18 protein-coding genes are annotated in these 19,626 nt (G+C 59.7%); 9 read left to right on the top strand and 9 right to left on the bottom strand.

Annotated features, from left to right (window positions below; all coding sequences use genetic code 11):
• The first annotated feature begins 56 nt into the window (after positions 1-56).
• From ET418_RS00880 to ET418_RS00870, 3 genes are all read left to right on the top strand, one after another.
• The gene (locus ET418_RS00880; RefSeq protein ID WP_149305689.1) at positions 57-965 is read left to right on the top strand and encodes a zinc dependent phospholipase C family protein; all 909 of its coding nucleotides are present in this window, start codon (positions 57-59) and stop codon (positions 963-965) included.
• Positions 966-1,009: 44 nt separating this feature from the next.
• On the top strand, positions 1,010-1,882 hold the full coding sequence (locus ET418_RS00875; RefSeq protein WP_149305688.1) for an EamA family transporter: 873 nt from the start codon (positions 1,010-1,012) through the stop codon (positions 1,880-1,882).
• A gap of 113 nt (positions 1,883-1,995) precedes the next feature.
• The gene (locus tag ET418_RS00870; protein WP_149305687.1) at positions 1,996-3,216 is read left to right on the top strand and encodes an HD domain-containing protein; all 1,221 of its coding nucleotides are present in this window, start codon (positions 1,996-1,998) and stop codon (positions 3,214-3,216) included.
• A gap of 35 nt (positions 3,217-3,251) precedes the next feature.
• On the opposite strand, the gene ET418_RS00865 is transcribed toward ET418_RS00870, so the two are convergent.
• The 5 genes from ET418_RS00865 to ET418_RS00845 all read right to left on the bottom strand — a co-directional run bounded on the left by ET418_RS00865 (position 3,252) and on the right by ET418_RS00845 (position 8,674).
• The gene (locus ET418_RS00865) at positions 3,252-4,007 is read right to left on the bottom strand and encodes an ABC transporter permease (RefSeq protein ID WP_149305686.1); all 756 of its coding nucleotides are present in this window, start codon (positions 4,005-4,007) and stop codon (positions 3,252-3,254) included.
• Positions 4,007-4,933 (bottom strand): ABC transporter ATP-binding protein, encoded by a 927-nt coding sequence (locus ET418_RS00860; protein ID WP_149305685.1) that lies wholly within the window; start codon positions 4,931-4,933, stop codon positions 4,007-4,009. Before ET418_RS00860 ends, ET418_RS00865 begins: the two co-directional genes overlap by 1 nt.
• Before the next feature lie 7 nt (positions 4,934-4,940).
• Positions 4,941-5,525, bottom strand: a complete 585-nt coding sequence (locus tag ET418_RS00855; RefSeq protein WP_149305684.1) for an RBBP9/YdeN family alpha/beta hydrolase — start codon at positions 5,523-5,525, stop codon at positions 4,941-4,943.
• 66 nt (positions 5,526-5,591) lie between these two features.
• Positions 5,592-7,433 carry a UbiD family decarboxylase gene (locus ET418_RS00850; protein WP_149305683.1) on the bottom strand — a complete coding sequence of 614 codons (1,842 nt, stop codon included), beginning with the start codon at positions 7,431-7,433 and terminating at the stop codon, positions 5,592-5,594.
• Positions 7,434-7,444: 11 nt separating this feature from the next.
• On the bottom strand, positions 7,445-8,674 hold the full coding sequence (locus ET418_RS00845) for a tetratricopeptide repeat protein (RefSeq protein ID WP_149305682.1): 1,230 nt from the start codon (positions 8,672-8,674) through the stop codon (positions 7,445-7,447).
• A 416-nt stretch (positions 8,675-9,090) separates the two neighbouring features.
• On the opposite strand from ET418_RS00845, the gene ET418_RS00840 reads away from it, so the two are divergent.
• The 6 genes from ET418_RS00840 to ET418_RS00815 all read left to right on the top strand — a co-directional run bounded on the left by ET418_RS00840 (position 9,091) and on the right by ET418_RS00815 (position 14,352).
• A complete protein-coding gene (locus tag ET418_RS00840) occupies positions 9,091-10,248 on the top strand; it encodes an ABC transporter substrate-binding protein (protein ID WP_149305681.1) in 1,158 nt (385 codons plus the stop codon).
• 63 nt (positions 10,249-10,311) lie between these two features.
• Positions 10,312-11,178 carry a branched-chain amino acid ABC transporter permease gene (locus tag ET418_RS00835; protein ID WP_149305680.1) on the top strand — a complete coding sequence of 289 codons (867 nt, stop codon included), beginning with the start codon at positions 10,312-10,314 and terminating at the stop codon, positions 11,176-11,178.
• Positions 11,179-11,195: 17 nt separating this feature from the next.
• Entirely contained in the window at positions 11,196-12,269 is a 1,074-nt protein-coding gene (locus tag ET418_RS00830; protein WP_149305679.1) for a branched-chain amino acid ABC transporter permease, read from the top strand.
• Positions 12,269-12,982 carry an ABC transporter ATP-binding protein gene (locus tag ET418_RS00825; protein ID WP_149305678.1) on the top strand — a complete coding sequence of 238 codons (714 nt, stop codon included), beginning with the start codon at positions 12,269-12,271 and terminating at the stop codon, positions 12,980-12,982. Before ET418_RS00830 ends, ET418_RS00825 begins: the two co-directional genes overlap by 1 nt.
• 164 nt (positions 12,983-13,146) lie before the next feature.
• Positions 13,147-13,851: an ABC transporter ATP-binding protein gene (locus ET418_RS00820; RefSeq protein WP_149305677.1), complete on the top strand. Its 705-nt coding sequence runs from the start codon at positions 13,147-13,149 to the stop codon at positions 13,849-13,851.
• A gap of 81 nt (positions 13,852-13,932) precedes the next feature.
• The gene (locus tag ET418_RS00815; RefSeq protein ID WP_218043348.1) at positions 13,933-14,352 is read left to right on the top strand and encodes a CBS domain-containing protein; all 420 of its coding nucleotides are present in this window, start codon (positions 13,933-13,935) and stop codon (positions 14,350-14,352) included.
• Between the two features lie 58 nt (positions 14,353-14,410).
• On the opposite strand, the gene opp4C is transcribed toward ET418_RS00815, so the two are convergent.
• The 4 genes from opp4C to ET418_RS00795 are packed head-to-tail and all read right to left on the bottom strand — an operon-like array spanning position 14,411 to position 19,578.
• On the bottom strand, positions 14,411-15,265 hold the full coding sequence (gene opp4C, locus ET418_RS00810) for an oligopeptide ABC transporter permease (protein ID WP_149305675.1): 855 nt from the start codon (positions 15,263-15,265) through the stop codon (positions 14,411-14,413).
• Positions 15,262-16,248, bottom strand: coding sequence for an ABC transporter permease (locus tag ET418_RS00805; protein ID WP_149305674.1), 987 nt, complete (start codon positions 16,246-16,248; stop codon positions 15,262-15,264). The genes opp4C and ET418_RS00805 overlap by 4 nt, the downstream gene beginning before the upstream one ends.
• A gap of 1 nt (position 16,249) precedes the next feature.
• A complete protein-coding gene (locus ET418_RS00800; protein WP_149305673.1) occupies positions 16,250-17,872 on the bottom strand; it encodes a peptide-binding protein in 1,623 nt (540 codons plus the stop codon).
• Entirely contained in the window at positions 17,869-19,578 is a 1,710-nt protein-coding gene (locus ET418_RS00795; RefSeq protein ID WP_246152887.1) for a tetratricopeptide repeat protein, read from the bottom strand. Before ET418_RS00795 ends, ET418_RS00800 begins: the two co-directional genes overlap by 4 nt.
• Positions 19,579-19,626 lie beyond the last annotated feature (48 nt).

Below are 19,626 nucleotides of genomic sequence, written 5' to 3'. Positions count from 1 at the left end.
GGATTGAGGCGGACCACCGACCCACCTCCCCATGCCATCCTGGAGAAAACTGAACCATGCCCAAGGAACTGACCCACTGGATACTGGCCGAACGATCGCTGGCCGGACTGGAAGACACGAGCCGCCTCTCTGCCCTCATCCACGAAAACCGCGCGCTCTATCTGGCCGGCGCGGTTCTGCCCGACACCCCGTTGCACCTCATAGGTGGCCCCCATGGCCCGACGGCCCTGGAGCTGGCACATCGGTTTCACGATACCGAGGGCAACAGCTATGCCCCGCTTATTCGGGCCGAGGAGAGCTATGGGGCGATAGGTCTTCCGGCCGGGCTGTTCGCCTGTCTGCTGGGGGTGCTCTCCCACATGCAGGCCGACATCGCCTTTCACCCCTTCGTTTATGCCCAAAGCGGCACGCGGGATATCGGCCGCCACTACCGGGTGGAGACCGCCCTCGATTGCCATTTCTCCCGCCAAGGCGATCATCTCCCGGCACAACGGCTGAATGCCCTCATGACCCCCGCCATCCGGGCCGAACTGGTCACGGCAAGCGCCCTGTTGTTCGATCCCGAGGGGCAACTGCCGCGCCGGGCACTGGAACGGGCTCTAACGCTCCACTGCCGCATCCAGGCCATGTACGACAGCACCTTTTGGAAACTGGCCGCCCGCCTGCTGGCCTGCCTGCCGCTCCCCCTGTTCAAGCATGCACAGCACCTGTTCTATCCCCTGATCCGGTCCGGGAACGATCCTGCCCAATCGTGTGGCAACTGGCGTCACCCGGTGACAGGTGAAGAGAGGATCGAAACGCCCGACGATCTGGCACAGGAGGTTGTACGACGCACCGTGGCCCTGTTCGAGCGGATTGAGGCTGAGGGTGGCCTGAAGGGAGCCCTCGGCGCTTCGCCGGGAGAGAACCTGTTGACCGGACTTTTCGGGGTCGGCAAGCAGGAGATGGAAAGACAGCAGCCATAATTAGATTATTTCCCCTTGACGTCAACCTCGACTATAATGCCCCCATGAGCACACCCGCCTTTACCCTGATCGTCATTTCGGCAGTCATGCACGCCCTTTGGAACCTGTTGGTGAAGCGCAGCACCCACAAGACCGTCTTCATCTGGTGGATGTTCATCGCCTCCAGCCTGCTCTTCAGCCTTTGCCTGCCGCTGGTCGCCGAGCCGTTCCGTTGGCCCGGCTCCAAAACCGTGTTCATGATCGCCATCGGCGCGGTCTGCTACGTCCTCTACCACCTCTTTAACGGCCGCGCCTACCGGGGTGGCGACCTGTCGGTGGTGTATCCCCTATCCCAGACCTCCATGATCTATGTGCCCATATGGGGCATGATCCTGTTACGCGAGCGCCTATCCTTTGTGGGCGTCTGTGGAATCCTGCTGGTGATCCTCGGGACCTTCTCGGTACAGATGCAACGTTTTTCCCTGTTCGAACTGGTGCGCCCCTTCCGCAACCTGCGCAGCCAGTCGGTCCAGGCGGCACTGACCGCCGGATTCATCTACTCCATCGGTTCCATAGCTGAAAAGACCGGCGTCAAAAACTACTCGCCGCTCTATTTCACCTATTTTCTGGTTCTCTCCATGCTGGCCATGATGACCATCAATCTGGCCCGCCCCAAGTATCGATCACACATCGGGCAGGAATTGCGCGAGCACTGGGCTCTGGTGCTCTGGAGCGGCCCGATCATCATGGCCTCGTTTCTCACCTTCCGCTACGGCCTCAACCTGTCGCCGGTCAGCTATGCCGTGCCGGTCCGCCAAGTCAGTATTTTGGTGGGGGTGCTGATCGGCATCCTTTTCCTCGGCGAGTCGTTCGGCAGAATCCGGATGGTTTCGGCCCTGCTCATCCTGGCCGGTGCGGCTCTGATACGGCTCGGATAACACTATGTTCAGACTGAGCATAGTGGGGAGTAATTCATGAGTACGAGTATTTTCAATCGGAAGAGGCTAGAATAGCCATACCAAAACGAACCGATGATGAGGCCATTCTCCCGATGAACACGACCATCGCTATTCTCAAAGAGCTTTTTCCCGCAGCCAGCCACGGGCGCATCCTTCTGGTGGGCGGCAGCGTGCGGGATCACCTCCTGGGGCGGGCGAGTTCGGATATCGACCTGGCGGTCAGCCTGGATGCGACGGAACTGACAGCCTGCGGCTTCCGAAAACTGGAACCCAGGAGCATAGGACCCATCTGGTTCCGGCATGACCAGACCTTCGGCTCCATCGAGGCAACACAATTGCCCGACCTGCGTACCGCCCTGGCCGAAGACCTCGCCCGCCGCGATTTCACCGTCAACGCCATGGCCATGACCCTTGACGGCGAGCTTATCGATCCGCTGGGCGGCAGGCTTGACCTGGAGCAGCGCAGGCTGACGGTCTGTTCCCCCCGCTCGTTCAGCGATGACCCGCTACGCATATTCCGCGCCTTCCGGTTCGAGGCCGACGGTTGGCTATTGCCCCCTGAAAGCGAGGCCTTGATTCGGGAACGGGACTGGCAGCAACCGTTGAGCCTGTTGCCGGTGGAACGGTTTTCCCGCGAGATGTTGAAAGCCTTGGGGGCCACGCAGCCGGAGCGCTTTTTTGCGCGCATGCTCCAATTCAATGTCGGCCGGGGCTACCTGCCGGAACTCTTTGCCATGCCGGCAATCCCCGCCGGACCGCTGCAGCATCATCCCGAAGGGGACCTGTTCAGCCATGCAATTCTGGTGCTGCAACGGGTGGCCGAGCGGACCTGTGACCCGCTGGCCCGATTCTGCGCCCTTTTTCACGATATCGGTAAACTGGACACCGCCCCGGCGAACTATCCCCGGCACCACGGCCACGAGGACACTGGTTTTGATCTGGCCCGCAGCCTGTGCGAGCGTTTGCGGCTACCCTCGGCTTACCGCACGGCCCTGGCCTGGACCAGCAGGCTGCACGGCCTGCTCAACCGGTGGGGTGAACTGCGGGACTCCACCGCGCTGAAAACGGCGCAGCAAGCCGTGAAGGCCCGGATTGGCGAGATACTGCCGCTGGTGTCTGCGGCGGATAAACCAGGTGGGCCGTTTGCATGGCAGGAGTGGGAACGGGCTGTCCGGATTGCGACAATGACCACCGTTGCTATGGGGATCGATGACGCCCGTTTGAAGGGAATGGCACCGGGAAAACGACCCGATTTCATCCTGCAGAGAAGGGTTGAAATACTAAGGGACGAGTGCGGCGGGAAAACCGGATAACCACTATTTGGTTCAACAGAGGCCGCCTGGCCGATTTACTCCGACATCTTCAGCCGGAATATCCACACAGCCGCCACAAAGGCAAGCAAGGCAGTGATCGCGACCTGGAGCGCAGAGGCCAGGGGAAAACCGCCGCTGACCAAGGTTTGGCGTGCTCCCTCGAACAGGGCCGTGGTGGGCAGTACCCTGATCCAGGAAATGACGTTGGCCGGATAGGAGGAGAGCGGGAAAAAAAGGCCGGACATGAAGATCAGCGGCATAATGAAAACCGCCTCGACCTTGCCGATGGTCTCGGGCTTGTCCATGACCGTGCCGCAGATCACACCGGCGCAGGAGAACAGGGCCGAACCAGGGATCAGAAAGGCCAGATACGCCAGGAGGTGGGTCGGTGAAAAGCGGAACGGGGTGATGGCGAAGATCACCAGACCTACGGCCAGCCCCTTGACCAGACCGTGGGAGAAGCCGGACAGGATCTTGGCGATCACGATTTCCGAGACCGAGATGGGGGTGACCCGGTAGGATTCGATGGTAAACTGCACCTTGCGGTGGAACCAGAGGCTCCAGGTGCTCTCGCTGTAGGCCGCGTTGACCGCAGTCATGGTGATCAGTCCCGGCGCGATGAACATGCTGTAGGGCACGCCGTCCACCAGGCCGATGTACCCCTTCATGCCGATGCCGAACGCCAGGTAGATGGTCAGCGGATAGGCCACCACCGCCACCAGTTCGGATAATATGCTGCGGCGCAGGACCAGCATGTCTCGGCGCCAGATGGCAAAGGCCCCCTTGAACACTACTCCCTCACCTTCTCGCCGGTCAGGCTGATAAAAACATCTTCCAAGGTCCGCTCCCGCAGGGCGATACGCCGCACCGGGGCGCCGTTCAAGGCGGTAACCACCTCCGAAAGGCATTCCCAACTATTGAGCCCCACGCAGACCGTCCGTCCGTCCACCTCGATTTCCCGCACACAGGCCATTGCCCTGAGAATCGCCCCATACCGTTCGGCATCCTCCCCAAATTCTATCAGGTAGAACGTTCCCCCGGTCAGACGGTCCTTCAACTCCTGGGTGCTGCCCAGGGCGATCAGCCTGCCGTGGTCCGCAATGGCGATCCGGTTGCAGAGTTGCTCCGCCTCTTCCAGATAATGTGTGGTCAGGAAGATCGTCATGCTGCCGGCAATGGACTTGATATAGTCCCACACCGCCCGCCGCGACTGGGGATCGAGCCCGGTGGTCGGTTCGTCCAGGAACAAGACCCGCGGCTCGTGCAGCAGCGCCCGGGTCACCACCAGCCGGCGCTGCATGCCGCCCGAATAGGTGTCGGGAAAATCATTCTGCCGGGCCGCCAGTCCCATCAGTTCCAGCAATTCGTCGATCCGTTTCCGGTAGTGTCTGCTCTCCATCCCGTGCAGTCGGGCGTGCAATTCCAGGTTTTCCCGCGCCGTCAGATAGCGGTCCAGGCTGTTTTCCTGGGACACCACCCCGATCAACCGGCGAATCTCGCGACCGTTGCTACGGGTATCCAGCCCCTCGATAAAGGCCTCGCCCGAGGTCTGGCGCATCAAGGTCGTCAGAACGCGGATCAGGGTGGTCTTGCCGGCGCCGTTCGGCCCCAGCAGGCCAAAGATCGAGCCTTGGGCCACCTCCAGGTCAAAGTTTTCCAGGGCGGTCAGATCGCCGTAACGTTTGGTGAGACTATGGGTGGTTATGGCTGCGGGCATGGCGACCTTACATCCGGAACGTGTTGGTGAGGCACCACTGCTCAACCCCGGGCCAGGGGCCGTAGCCCGCAGCCTCGTTGATATGCTGTGCCCCGGGGGCAATGATGTCCGTCTCGATATCCAGGGGGCGGCCGTAAAACAGGGCGGCCCGCTCCGGGCAGCAGGGATCGTTGTCCGTGCATACCAGGCGTATCTCCGCGGCCGACCGTTTGAGAGCAGCCCCATCCAACGGCGGCGGGAAGAAGCTCGCCACCTCCGGCACACACAGCGCCGGGCCGGGAGGGGCAACCAGGAGCAACCGGTCCACCGATACCGAAGCGGGGGCTACGGCATGGTGCAGCCACAAGAGCACCCCGAGGGAATGACACACCACCACCCGCTCCTCTTTGTCTGCAAGCAGAGACAGCTCCGTGTGAAGCGTTGCCAGCCATTCATTCAGCCGGGGGGCATCAAAATCGGGCAGCACCGGGTAGCGAACGTATTCTCCTGCCGCCGCCAGGCGGTTTGCCAGCCAGGTCTGCCAGTGATTTTGGCCGGAACCATGCCAGCCGTGGACAATCAGAAAACCTCTCGATTTTTGTTGTGTGAGCATTCAACCTCGCTAATAGTGAGAGCAAATTGGTGACGGGAAATGATGACGAAGCACGACATCACGCATCTAAATAAAACCTTTCAGCGGTCCTCCATTAGCACCCAATACTTCAATCTTTCGTTCAACTTCGGGGTCATCCTCTAGTACCGGGGCATGGAACGGCTTCACCCGGGCGTCGATCACCAAAGGCCCGCTGCACCCCCAATGCTTTGCGCGTAGCGAAGCGCCGATACCGTAGAGATCCGTGGCCGGGTTGGAGCGGGTGAAGGTCACCCAAAGGAAATTGTTGAGGGTAGCCGCCGCGAAGGGGCTGTCGTCACAGATCACGACCAAGGGGAAACCGTCGAAACAGGTCCGCTCGCCATAGAAGCGGCAGAATTCCTCCAGAGCCGGGTCGCCCTCGCCCCTCACCTGCTCCGATCGTGGCCCCTGAATCGCCAGGATACCGGGCAGGCACACCGCGGCGGGGCCGAAACCGGGCGGCAGTTCCAGGCCGGCCGGCGCCTCGGTTGCCAAGTCGCGTCGTTTTGGACCGGCGGCGGCGATGACCACCTTGGACCCTTCGTTAAGGCCGTTACCGCTGTAATCGAGGGTGTCGATGGTGGTGGCGGTCTGAAAGTGCAGATCGGTGCGCCAGTCGGCCCGTTCCAGCACATGGCGGAAAAAGGCGGCAATGTCGTGGGTGTGGAGGCCGGGGGCGTCCTCATGGGCTGCGATGAACAGGAATTTGGCCAGGGAGAGTTGGCCCTGGCCGAGGATGGCATTGGCGATGGTCAGGAGCTCCTGGGGACGGCGTTCCGGGGCATAGGGGACATACCGTTCGCTGGCCACGGCCAACAGGAGCGGATGCACGCCGGCGGCGTCTACGGCGTGAACCTCTCTGACGCCGTTGACCACGGTGGGGATCAGGGGGCCGGTCAATTCATGGATAAAGGCGCCGAAGCTGGTGTCTTCCTGGGGCGGACGCCCAACGGTGGTAAAGGGCCAGATGGCGTCACGACGGTGGTAGACCGCCTCAACCTGGATGAAGGGGAAGTCGTGGGCCAGGCTGTAGTAGCCGAGATGGTCGCCGAAGGGGCCTTCCGGCAGGGTTTTCCTGGGATCGACCACGCCGCAGATGCAGAAATCGGCCTCTGCCGAGACCGGCAGGTGCCCCGGCAGATTGGCCATGGGAATACGGTGGCCGCCCAGCAGTCCGGCAAAGGAAAGCTCCGGCATCCCTTCCGGCAGCGGCATGACCGCAGCCACGGTCATGGAAGGGGCTCCCCCCACAAAGACGTTCACCCGCAACAGGTCGCCCCGTTCGATGGCCTCGGCGTGGTACGCCCCGATGCCGCGATGGATCTGGTAGTGCAGGCCGGCCTGCCGGTCGGGGAGATACCTGTTGCCGGAGATCTGCACCCGGTACATCCCCAGGTTGGACGAGCCGAAACCGGGGGTTGCCGGACTCTCGGTGTAGACCTGCGGCAGGGTGATGAAGGCGCCGCCGTCGTTTGGCCAGGAGACGACCTGGGGCAGCCGGGACAGGGTGGTGCGGCACTCCAGCACCGGCGCATGGGAGACAGTCTTGGGCAGGAGATGGTACGCCGCAAAGGGGGCCTTCAGGGCATCCAGCGGGTGCTTGATCAGGGAAAACGGATTGATCTTGGCGTCAACCAGGCGACGGATGCCGGCCAGGCTGTCGCGAAAGATGAAACGGGTACGCTCCAGGGTGCCGAACAGGTTGCCCAGCAGGGGAAAACTGCAGTTGACCGGATTGGTGAAGAGCAGCGCCGGCCCGCCGGCCCGGTAGACGCGCCGCTGGACAGCCCCGATTTCGAGACGCGGGTCGAGTGGCGCATTGATGCGCAGCAGCATGCCGTAGCGTTCCAGGTCGGCGACGCATTCCTGCAGATTACGGTATCCCATCGGCCCCCCGCCTACTGAAGCTTCTTGATGATCATTTCGGTCTGGCGGAGCTTTTCCTGCATCGCCAGGATCTCCTGGCGCGACTGTTCATCCGTGATCCGTTCCAGTCCCTGGCTGAGCATTTTCTGCGCTTCGTCGAAGTGGCCGGCCTTGTGACGCATCCGTGCCAGCGCCACAAGGTACTGGGAACTCCCGGGGTCAAGGGCTACCGACTTGCGTAACGAAGCTTCGGATTCCCCCTCCTTGCCGTTTTGGGCATCCTTCATCGCCTTTTTGAAATACACCAGGGCGATGATGTCATTGATCTCCTTGCGGTCGGCCGCCTCTTCCAACTTGCCGGCAGCCTGTTCGAGAAAGGCGACCGCCTCGCTGTAACGGCTGCTGCGGATATATACGGCCATGACGGTATGGATGCTGTCCTTATTCTGGGGGTTGAGTTGATACGCCTGCATCAGTACCTTCAGCGCCGCTTCATACTCCGCTTGGGCGAGCAGTATGCGCCCATCCTGCATCAGCGCGCTGATGCGAAGCTTGGTGAGACCCGCTTTGAGGGATTCGTCGGAAATGGTGCCGATCCGCTGGTCGTAGAGGGCGTTGAATTCTTTGGTGCGGCCGAGCTTGGCGTAACAGTTGGACAACCCCCTGATGAAGTGGGTAAGCTGGGGGGACCCCTGACCGAAAACCGAATCGGCCAGGCCGAGGGATTTTTCAAAGAGCGGCAGCGCCTCCTCGCAACTGCCGTTCTGGGTCAGGGAAAAGGCCTGGTAAAGGGTGGCCTGGGCGGCAAACAGGTTGGCCAGCCTTTGGTGGGCGGCTTTTGCGCTGCCCTCGTCATCCACGCGGTCCAGCGCCAAGCGGCCGAGATCAAAGGTGCAATGGTTGACCGTAGTGGCGCCGTTAAGCTCTCCGGCAAGCGCGGCGCCGGACCGGGTCAGGGAGATGGTGTTTCCCCTGACCGCCTGTCCGGGATAGGCGATTCCCAGGTGTGCCAGATCAGGACCGGCGACCTTGCCGACCACAACCCCTTCGCTTTCCAGGTAACCGTTCAAGCCATCCTGTACGCCGTCTTCGTTTATAACGAGAGTCGCGGGGTGTTTTCCCAAAACACCTTCACAGGATTTGCTGGGGGCGGTCACCGCCTCCATGGTCCCCCGGTAAAGCTGCATTCCCGCCAAGGCCGGCGCGGCGGCTACCAGCGGGAGAATAAAGGATAAAATCCGGACACCAACACATTTCATCATCCCGGCACCTCTCACCTCGCAAAAAATAGAACACTTTGGTGGTTCAGATTATCATTGTAATCAAACAAACACAATCAGGATTGCTGCGACTGAAGCCTCTATGTTGCGTCAAGAAGCTCCAGTCCATCCGGGAACCACTGACGGACTATACCGTGCAGCAAAGCACTGTTCCCGCTGATCCCGCCCTCCCGTGCGTACTGCATGAAGAGAAAAATATCACATCCACCATCGGGCTTATTTTTACCGCTCTCCCCATTCGCAGACCCGACCATGAAAATAAAACCTTCAATGCAACCCGGAGATTGCATTCATCCTTTCATATGATATACTGATTACATAAAAATAGAACACAATATTGCTCACAGACAAACAATCGTGCGCCGCGTATTTTGGCCACTACAACAAGGAGGTTACCCATGTTCGGAAAGATTCAGGCAACAGCACTGGCCCTGATCCTGGCATTGCCGGTGGCGGCACAGGCCGCCAAGGTTAAAATCGGTTTTGTCAACTCCATTACCGGCCCCGAAGCACCCATCGGAGAGAACTTGACAAACGGCGTTACGCTGGCCTTGGAAGATTTGAAGAAAAAGGGGATCGACGTGGAACTGGTCAAGGAGGACGACACCGGAAAGCCGGAGAAGTCCATGGCCGCCTTTGAAAAAATGGCCACCCGCGACAGGGTAGCCGGCATCGTCGGCCCCTACAGTTCCAAGTGCGCCAACGCCATAGCCAAACTGGCCGAGAAGTACAAGACCCCCCTGCTCATCCCGGTTGCGTCGAAAGAGGAGATCACCCGGCAGAATCTGAAGTGGACCTTCCGCTTGAGCGCCACCACCTACGATTATGCAACCATCCTGCTCGACATGGCGACCAGCCTGGGCAGGCCAAAAACCATCGCTATCATCAATGAAAACACCGATTTCGGCACATCGGGAGCCAAGTCAGCCAAGGATTATGCCGGCAAAAAAGGTATCAGGGTCGTGGCCGAAGAGGCCTATGCGCCGGGTTCCCCCGACTACCGCTCCACGCTGACCAAGATCAAATCGAAAAAGCCTGACCTGGTGTTCATGGTTTCCTACGTGGCCGACGCCATCCTGCTCATGCGCCAATCAAGGGAGATCGGCATCACGCCGCAGGCATTCCTCGGCGCAGGGGCAGGCTTCGCCACCGTGTCGTTCGCCAAGGAAAAGGCCATCTCCAGCAACGTCTTCTCCAGCACCCAATGGACCGGCGACGTAAACTGGCCGGGAGCCAAGGAATTCAATAAGCGTTACATCACCAAGTTCGGCAAGGAGCCGACCTACCACGCCGCGACCGCCTACGAGTCGATGATGATCATGGCCGAAACCGCAGCCAAGGCCGGCGGCAACCGGGAAAAGATCCGCTCCGAGTTGAAGAGCGGCAAGTGGAACGGCATCATGGGTGAGGTAAAATTCGCTGATTACGAGGGCTACACCAACCAGAACAAACACCAGATGCTGGTGGAACAGATCCAGAACGGGGTACACCAGACGGTCTATCCGCCCAAGTATGTTTCCAAGAAGCCGGTCTACCCGTTCCCCGGCTGGAAGTAGCGGCTTGAACAATCCGTAAGGGGCGGGTTTTCACCGCCCCTCCACCTATTCGGAGACGCGCCCATGACCATCTTCCTGCAATCACTGATCAGCGGCATCCTGATCGGCGGCGTCTACGCCCTGATCGGTATCGGCCTGACCATTATCTTCGGCGTCATGCGGGTGATCAACTTCGCCCACGGCGACCTGTTGATGGTCGGCATGTACGGGACCTTCTACCTGTTCACCCTGTTCAATATCGATCCATTCATCTCGATTGTCATAACCATGCCGCTCATGTTCCTCTACGGCGGCTTCCTGCAAAAGGTATTCATCAACCGTATTCTCGGCTCCCTGCCCCAGAATCAGATACTGTTGACCATCGGCATGGGGCTGATCATGAGTAACGGCATCATGCTGGCCTTCACGTCGGACTACAAGATCCTTTCCACCGACTACTCCTCCAGCAGTTTCGATATTCTGGGCATATCCATCTCCACCCCGCTGTTGATCTCCTTTGCCATCACGGCAGGCATCACGGCCGTCCTGTACTGGTTCCTGCTGAAGACCGATACCGGCCAGGCCATCCGGGCCACGGCCCAGGACCGGGAAGCGGCCCAATTGATGGGGATCAACGTCAAGCGCATGTCCATCATCGCCTTCGGCCTCGGCGCCTCTCTGGCAGGCACCGCCGGCGCCCTGATCTCGCCGACCTACTACATCTTCCCCCAGGTGGGAAGCACCTTTACCCTCAAGGCCTTCGTCATAACGGTCCTGGGAGGCATGGGAAGCATTGTCGGCGCCACCCTGGGGGGCATCCTGATCGGCGTGGCCGAGTCCATCGGGGGGGTCTACTTCGGCTCCGGCTGGAAAGAGGTGGTGGTGTTCGTGCTGTTCCTGCTGGTGCTGCTGTTCAAGCCCTCCGGTCTGATGGGCAAATCCAACACGTGACGGGGGCCGATACGACCATGAAACCACTCTTGAAAAACACCACGGGAATCGGTGCACTGCCAGCCATAGCGGGTCTGCTGGTGGTTGTCCTGCTCTTCCTCTTTCCCCGCTTTGTCGAGAACACCTATGCCTTGCATATCATGATCCTGATCTTCATCAGCATCGTTATGGGGTCAAGCTGGAATCTCCTGGGGGGCTACACCGGCCAATATTCGGTCGGCCACTCTGCCTATTTCGGCATGGGGGCCTACACCACCATGATGTTGATGCAGTTCCGTCAAGTCCCGCCTTGGCTCGGCATCTGGTGCGGCATGGTCGCAGCCCTGGTGGTTGCGTTGATCATCGGCAGCATCTGTTTTCGCTTGCGGGGGCCGTACTTTGTCCTGGCTTCCATCGCTGTGGCCGAAATATTCCGGGTATCGGCCCTGAACCTGAAAAACGTTACCAACGGCGCAGAAGGCATCCTGACCACGGAGATACCGCCGCTGAAAATCGGTGGGACTCTCATCACCGACTTTTCCTCCAAGGTGCCGTTCTACTACGCCGGCCTGGTATTCGTCCTGCTCGTCATCCTGGTTACCTGGCTGCTGCAGAACTCGAAGCTCGGATACTATTTTCAGGCCATCCGCGAAGATCAGGATGCAGCCCACTCCTTGGGTATCAGCCTCACCTTCTACAAAAACGTCGCCCTCTCCCTATCGGCGGTGCTGACTTCGCTGGCCGGAAGCCTCTACGCCGTCTACGTCGGTTTTATCGATCCCTCCACGGTACTGGCGCTGGACCTATCGGTGCAGATCGTCCTGATCTGCATCATCGGCGGCATCGGCACCATCTTCGGACCGGTGATCGGGGCTCTGGTGCTGGTGCCGCTCTCGGAGGCACTGCGCAGCAACATGATCGGCGAATCCCTGATAAATTCGGGTATCGTCAAAGCCGACTCGGCGTTCGGCAGCTTCCTGACCGAAAACCTGTCCCATGCCCACGTCCTGATCTACGGGGTTCTGGTGGTGGTGGTGATCCTCTTCATGCCCGACGGCGTATTGGGATTCGCCAAGGCATTGGCGGCCAGAAAACGGAAGGAGGCTGTCTGATGGCCATACTTGAAATCAAACACGTCAGCAAGTTCTTCGGCGGCCTGTCGGCCAACTCCGACGTTTCCTTCGAGATACAGCACGGGATGATCATGGGCTTGATCGGGCCCAACGGCGCAGGAAAAACCACGCTGTTCAACTGTATCACCGGCTACTATCCCCCCTCCAAGGGGGATGTGGTCTTTGATGGCCGCAGCATGCACGGCCTCCAGCCGGACAAGGTCTGCAAGCTGGGCATGGCCCGGACGTGGCAGAAGGTGCGGCCGCTGGCCAATATGAGCGTCGTGGACAACGTCATGGTTGGCGCCCTCTGTCGGACCGGCTCATTGAAAAACGCCCGAGACATGGCCATGGAACAGCTCAAGGTGGTGGGCCTGGAGCATCGCTCCGGCTTCCTGGCCGGCGGTCTGCCCATCGGCGAGCGCAAAAAGCTGGAGGTGGCCCGCGTCCTGGCGACACAGCCCAAACTGCTGCTCCTGGACGAGGTCATGGGCGGCCTCAATCCGGCAGAAAGTGAGGATATCATTCAACTGATCCTCGCGATCAAGGGGTTGGGCATCACCCAGATGGTTATCGAGCACGACATGAAGACCATCATGCGCATCTCCGACCGGATCGTCGTCTTGAACTCTGGCGAAAAACTGGCGGAGGGATCGCCCCAGGAGATCGTCAGCAACCCAGATGTGGTTGCGGCGTATCTGGGCAGCGAGTAGTAACAAAACAACAAACATCTGCCACAGAGTCACGGAGACACAGAGGTTCACAGAGAAAAACAAAACATTTTTGAGGTAAACCGGGAAATGAGTCGTTGTTCTCCGTTTGCCTTCCTCCCGCCGTGTCTCCGTGTCTCTGTGGCAGACTTTAAAAAGAGGTCCTCATGCTCACCATCGACAAACTCAACTTCAGCTACGGCGACCTGAAGGTCCTCTGGGACATCAACCTGGAGGTCCATGAGGGAGAGATCGTCACCGTGGTCGGCGCCAACGGCGCCGGTAAATCAACCACCCTCAAGAATATCTCCCGCCTGGTGAAGCCAACCTCCGGCAGCATCACCTTCCAGGGAGAGGATATTGAAAAGCTCGAATCCCATCAGGTGGTGGAACGGGGCATCGTCCAGGTTCCCGAAGGGCGGAAGATTTTTCCCGAAATGACGGTCCTGGAAAACCTGCGCATGGGATCGTATATCAAGAGCGCCAGAAAAGCGCGCGAAGCGAACGTGGAGCGGGTGTTCGGCATGTTTCCCCGCCTGAAGGAACGCGAGAAGCAGTTGGGAGGCACCATGTCGGGGGGCGAGCAGCAGATGCTGGCCATAGCCCGCGGCCTGATGGCCAACCCGAAACTGTTGCTGATGGACGAGCCGTCTCTGGGCCTTTCGCCGTTGTTCGTCAAGATCATCTTTGAAATCATTCAGGAGATCAACCGGCAGGGAGTCACCATCCTGTTGGTGGAGCAGAACGTCTTCCAGTCCCTGAAGATCGCCCACCGCGCCTATGTCCTGGAAACCGGCCGGGTCGTCCTGACCGGCGAAGGAAACGATCTGCTCAGCAACGAACACGTAAAAAAGGCATTTTTGGGGATGTAACCGATAAAATCGCTCCACCATCCATGGGATGCCGTGGCTTCGGCAGATCGATGGCCGGGGCGGGGCATGAAAGGAAACGCCATGCAAACCGTCGAACAATGGATGACTCACAACCCGATCACCATCGAGGAAAGCGCTTCCATCATCGAGGCGATTCACCTGCTGAAGGAAAAGGACATTCGCCGCCTGCCGGTTACCTGCAAGGGCAAATTCTGCGGCCTGATCACCGACCGGATGATCAAGGAATACGCACCCGGCAAGTCAACCCCTCTGGATACCTGGGAGGTGCACTACGTGCTCTCCAAAGCCACGGTCAGGGACGCCATGAACCCGACCCCCTACACCATCCAACCCGATGCCCCCCTCTGTCAGGCCGCACAGTTGGTCCACGACAAAAAACTCTACGGACTGTGCGTGACCGACAAGAATGGCGATCTGGTGGGGCTTTTGACCACCACCAATTTCATGGAAGCCCTGATTGACATATGCAGCATGTCGTAGTCCACGGCCCTTGTTCACCGGCGTGGCGATGGTCTTTTGGGGGGGACGAAGCCGTGGATCAACGTTTGATACGGGGGTCCAGGGCGTCCCTGACCCCCTCGCCCAACAGGTTGTAGGCCAGAACCGTCACCAGGATCGCCAGGCCGGGAAAGAGGGAGAGCCACCAGGCGAATTCGATGTAATCCTTGCCGGATGTGAGGATGTTGCCCCAGCTGGGGGTCGGCGGCTGGACGCCGATGCCGAGGAACGAGAGGGCCGACTCGGTCAATATGGCGCCCGCGATGCCCAGGGTGGCGGCCACCAGGGCCGGCGAGACGGCATTGGGCAGGATGTGGCGGAAGATGATGCGCCTGTCGGAGCAGCCGATGCAACGTGCGGCCATAATGTAGTCCATCTCGCGAATGGAAAGGGTCTCGGCCCGCACCAGCCGGGCCACCCCCATCCAGCCGGTCAGGCCGATGACGATCATGATGTACCAGATGGAGGGGCGCAGAAAGGTAATGACCGCCAGGATTAGGAAAAAGGTCGGAAAACAAAACATGATGTCAACGACCCGCATGAGGATATTGTCGATCCAGCCGCCGTAGAACCCGGCCACGAGCCCCAGCACCGTGCCGATCAAGACGGCGATCCCGGCCGCCGCAAAGCCGACCAGCAGGGAGATTCGCGCCCCGTAGACGATCCGGCTGAAGACATCGCGCCCCAGGTCGTCGGTACCGAACCAGTGCCGCAGGGATGGGGGGTCCAGAACCTCCCTGGCATTGATCTCATTGGGGCCGAAATGGACAATCAGGGGTGCCAGCAGCGCGACCGCCAGCATCAGCAGCACCACGATCGCGCCGGCCACGGCAAACCTGTTGCGCGCCAGACGGGGCCAGAACACGGCACGGAAATAGGAATATTGTCCGATCACTGCACGCCCCTCCCCTCCCTGATACGCGGGTCGGCCAGGGCATAGCACACATCGGCCACCAGATTGCCGATCAGGGTCAGCAGCGCGCCGATGATCACGATCCCCATCACCACCGGATAGTCGCGGGCCATGACCGCCTGGTAGAAGAGCTGTCCCATGCCGGGAATGGCGTAGATGGTCTCGAAGATGACGCTCCCGCCGATCAGCCCGGGAATGGCCAGGCCTGTCTGGGTGATCAGAGGCAGAAGGGCGTTGCGCAGGGCGTGCTTGTAAATCACGACCCGTTCGGAAAGCCCCTTGGCCCGGGCGGTGGTGATGTAGTCCTGGCCGATCACGTTCAGCATGGATGAGCGCATGTACCGGGAAAGACCGGCCAGACTGCCGAATGAGGCCACCAGGATCGGCATACAGAGGTGTTTGGCCATATCCCCCACATAACGCAGCAGGCCGTAACTGTCGCTCCCCAGGGTATGCAGCCCCGAGATGGGAAGCCAATTCAGCTTGACGCCGAACAGGTACATCAGAAGCAGCGCCAGCCAGAAGGTCGGCACGGCAAAACCGACGAAAACAAAGACCGTGATCCCCTTGTCCAGCCAGGTATCCCGGTGGGTGGCGGCCAGGATGCCGATGGGGATCGCCAGGCCGAATTCCATCACCAGGGCGATGATGTTGAGGGCAAGGGTAATGGGGAGGCGTTCCGCGATCTTGTCCCTGACCGGTCGGTTGTCCGAGGAAAAGGAGCGCCCCAGGTCCAGCCGCGCCAGCTTGCCGACCCAGGTGACATACTGTTCGGCTAGCGGCTTATCCAGGCCGTAGAACTTGCGCAACCGCTCCCGGGCCTCCTTGCCCACCTTGGGGTTCATGGCCATCTGCATCTCCACCGGCTCGCCCGGCGCCAGATGGACGACCGAGAAGGTGATGAGGGTTATGCCGACCATGAGCGGGATCAACATCAGGATGCGTTTCATGAGATAACGTGTCATATCAGTATACCTGCTCCGCCTTGGGCACGTACCACTTGATCTGATTGTAGCCGATACCGGCCGGGGCTGTTTCTACGCCGCGGATGCGGGCACTGACCACCGGCAGGGCATCGGGCACGTAGAGGAAGGTATAGGGCTGCTCGTCGGCCATGATCTCCTGGATACGGAAATAGGCCTTCTTGCGTTTTTCCATGTCAAAGGTGCTGCGCCCCTCCACCAGCAGGCGGTCCACCTCGGCGTTCTTGAAGCCGACAAAGTTCAGTTCGCCGGGATTGGTCTTGCTGGAGTGCCAGACATCGTACATGTCCGGGTCCGGCGTGGTGGTCCATCCCAGCATGACCACCTCGAAGTTTCCCTTGTCCACGAACTCCTTGAGGAACGTGGCCCATTCCACGATACGGATCTTCACGTCGATCCCCACATACCTGAGCCGTTGCTGAATGATCTGGGCCGTCAGCAGGCGTTGCTGGTTCCCCTGGTTGGTCAGGATGGTGAAACTGAACGGTTTGCCGTCCTTCATCAGGATGCCGTCGCTGTTTTTCTCCCGCCACCCGGCCTGGGCCAGGAGTTCGGCCGCATGTTTGGGATCATAAGCGATATCCTTGACATTGGGGTTGTAGGCCCAGCGGCCGGGAGGAATCGGCCCCACCGCCTTCTGGCCCATGCCGAACAGCACGCCGTGGATCAACTCATCCTTGTCGATGGCAGCGGTCAGGGCTTGCCGGATGCGCTTGTCCCGAAAAAGCGGATGGCGCAGGTTGTAGCCCATATAGACATAACTGGATGAGGGATAACGGTACTTGTTGAACAGCGACGTGAACCGGGTCCCGGTGGTCTGGCGGGCATACTGCACCGGCGTCAGCCCCATCATGTCGATGGCGCCGGCCTTGAGTTCCATGTACATGGTGGAGGTATCGGGGATGATACGGTAGATGTAACGGTCGATCCAGGGCCTGCCTTCGAAGTAGTCGTGGTTGGATTCCAACAAGATCTTCTGGCCGGCGACCCACTCCTTGAAGCGGTACGGGCCGGTGCCGATCGGCGCGCGAGCCAGGGGACTCTTGGTGATGTCCTTCCCATCCAGAAGGTGCGCCGGCAAAATGGCGGTCCCCCACGAGGCCAGGGCCGGCGCAAAGGGAGCCCCGTAGGTCACCTTGACGGTATAATCGTCGGGCGCGGCAATGCCCTTGACCTGCTTGAAATCCTCGGCATAGGCGGTGGGGGTCTTGGGGTCGATGACGACACGGTAGGTGTAGAGCACGTCGCGGGAGGTAAAGGGTGCGCCGTCGTGCCATTTCACCCCCCTGTGCAGGTGAAAGGTAATGGTGAGCCCATCCGGAGAGATGGCGAAGGATTGTGCCAGGTCGCCGATAATCTTAAGGTTTTTGTCGTATTTGACCAAGCCGTTGTAGATCTGCCCGGCCACGGCATGGGATGAGCTATCGGTTGCCAGGAGCGGGATCAGGGTGGAGGCGTCACCGATGGTCCCTTCCACCAGGGCATCGCCATAGGCGGGTTTTACAACGCCGGCGCCTCCCCGGGGGGGCGCCGGCGCTTGGGTACATGCGGAAACGAAAAGAAAAAGGGCCGGGAAGAGCAGCCTGAAACGGCGCACCGTGCTCATCGATCACCCGGCTCCCCTTTGAGCTTGCGCAGCTTGTCCGCCAGATCCTTGCGTTCCGGTTCGATCTTCAGCGCACGTTTGTAAAGCTTCAACGCCTTGTGGTACTCCCGCTTGGCATAATAGGCGTCCCCCAGGTGTTCGGCAATGGTGGAGTCTTCCTCAACCTGACGGTTGGCCTCCTCCAGATATTTCACGGCTTCATCGAACTTTTTCATCTTGAAGTACACCCAGCCGAGACTGTCCAGGAAAAACCCATCATTGGGGCGGATGGCAACGGCCTGCTTGAGGTATTCCAACGCCTGTTCCAGGTTGATGCCCAACTCTGCATAGGTGTAGCCCAGAAAATTGAGCGCCTGGGAATCCTTGGGATTGATGGCGAGCACTTTTTTCATCTGTTCGATGGATTCGTTCTTTTTGCCCTGCTTGTCGTAAAGAACGCCGATGCGGAAAAACAGGCGAGGTTCGTTCGGGAATTCCTTTTCCGCGCCCAGCACCAGGGACAGGGCGTCATCGACCTTGCCGAGCGACTCGTAGAGCGTTGAAAGATTGAGATAGAGGTCGAGTTGGCCCGGATTGCCGGCAATGGCATCCTTGAGCATCCCCACTGCCTGGGCGGTCTTGCCCTTTTCCTTGAGGATAAAGGCGATATGCCCGATGGCATCCAGGTAGGCGGTCGAAGCGTGGGGTATCTTGGTGTATTCGGCATAAGCCCGGTCGATATCGCCCTTCTCCTCATAGGCCATCCCCAGATAGAAACGGATCTGATCGGCGCTCGAATCCTTTTCGAGCATATCGTTGAATACCTTGATGGCGTCATCATACTGTTCCAGTTCAAGATGGAGCAGCCCGATCTTGCGCATGGTTTCCGGGCCGGAAAGTCCGGAATCCGCTGCCCGTTTCAGGAGGTCAAGGGCATCCTCGAAGCGGCGCTGTTGAATAAGAAGCTGTATCAGGCGCTGCAGGACCGGGACCTTGCTGTCGTCGTCATCGAGAATGTTCTTATAGATCTCGATCGCCTGGGGATAGTCCCCCAGGGCTTCATAGGAAGCGGCCATGTCAAGGGCGGCCTGTTCGAACTCGGGCCGCAATTCGAGGGCTTTCTGAAAGTATCCCACCGCTTCGCGGTACAACTTCATCTGGCTGTAGGCCCTGCCGAGATAGTAGTACCCCAGCATGGAGTCGGGATTGACCTTGATCAGCGACTTGAGCGTGGTGACGGTCTCTTCGTACTCGTTGAGCCGCGACAGGGCTAGGGACAGGTGCAGATAAGCGTCCTCCCGGGAAGGGTCGAGCTGGACCGCCTTGCGCAGATAATCGAGTGCTTCCCGGTCCTTGCCGATGGACGACAGGGTCGACCCGGCCATAATATAGGGCTCACGATAGGTCGGGTCGAGCTTGATGGCCTTGTCGAAGTATTCCATGGCCTCTTGTGCCTGCCCGATCTTCAGCTTGACCTCGGCAACGGCGTTGTTGAGAAAGGGGGATGCCGGGTCCAACTCAAGGGCATCCCTCAGAATGGACAGGGCGGTGGGGAAATCACCGTCGTAGGCCGACAAACGAGCCCGGGAATAGAGATACAGGGCCCGGGACTGGTTGCCGTATGCCAAGCGGGACGGCGAGGGATCGACACGCGTCGGGGAACCGGTTGTCGCGCAGGAGGAGAGCAGAATGGCGGACAGTGCTATCAATAGAAAACAGGGCTTCACAGCGGCGTTCCTCGTTGTTGAAAAGTGTGATAAAACCTAGCATGAAAC

Origin of the sequence: Oryzomonas rubra (assembly GCF_008369015.1) — a bacterium.
Taxonomy (GTDB): domain Bacteria; phylum Desulfobacterota; class Desulfuromonadia; order Geobacterales; family Pseudopelobacteraceae; genus Oryzomonas; species Oryzomonas japonica.
The sequence above is the reverse complement of the archived record's forward strand: the minus strand, read 5'-3'. Positions and strand labels throughout refer to the sequence as shown.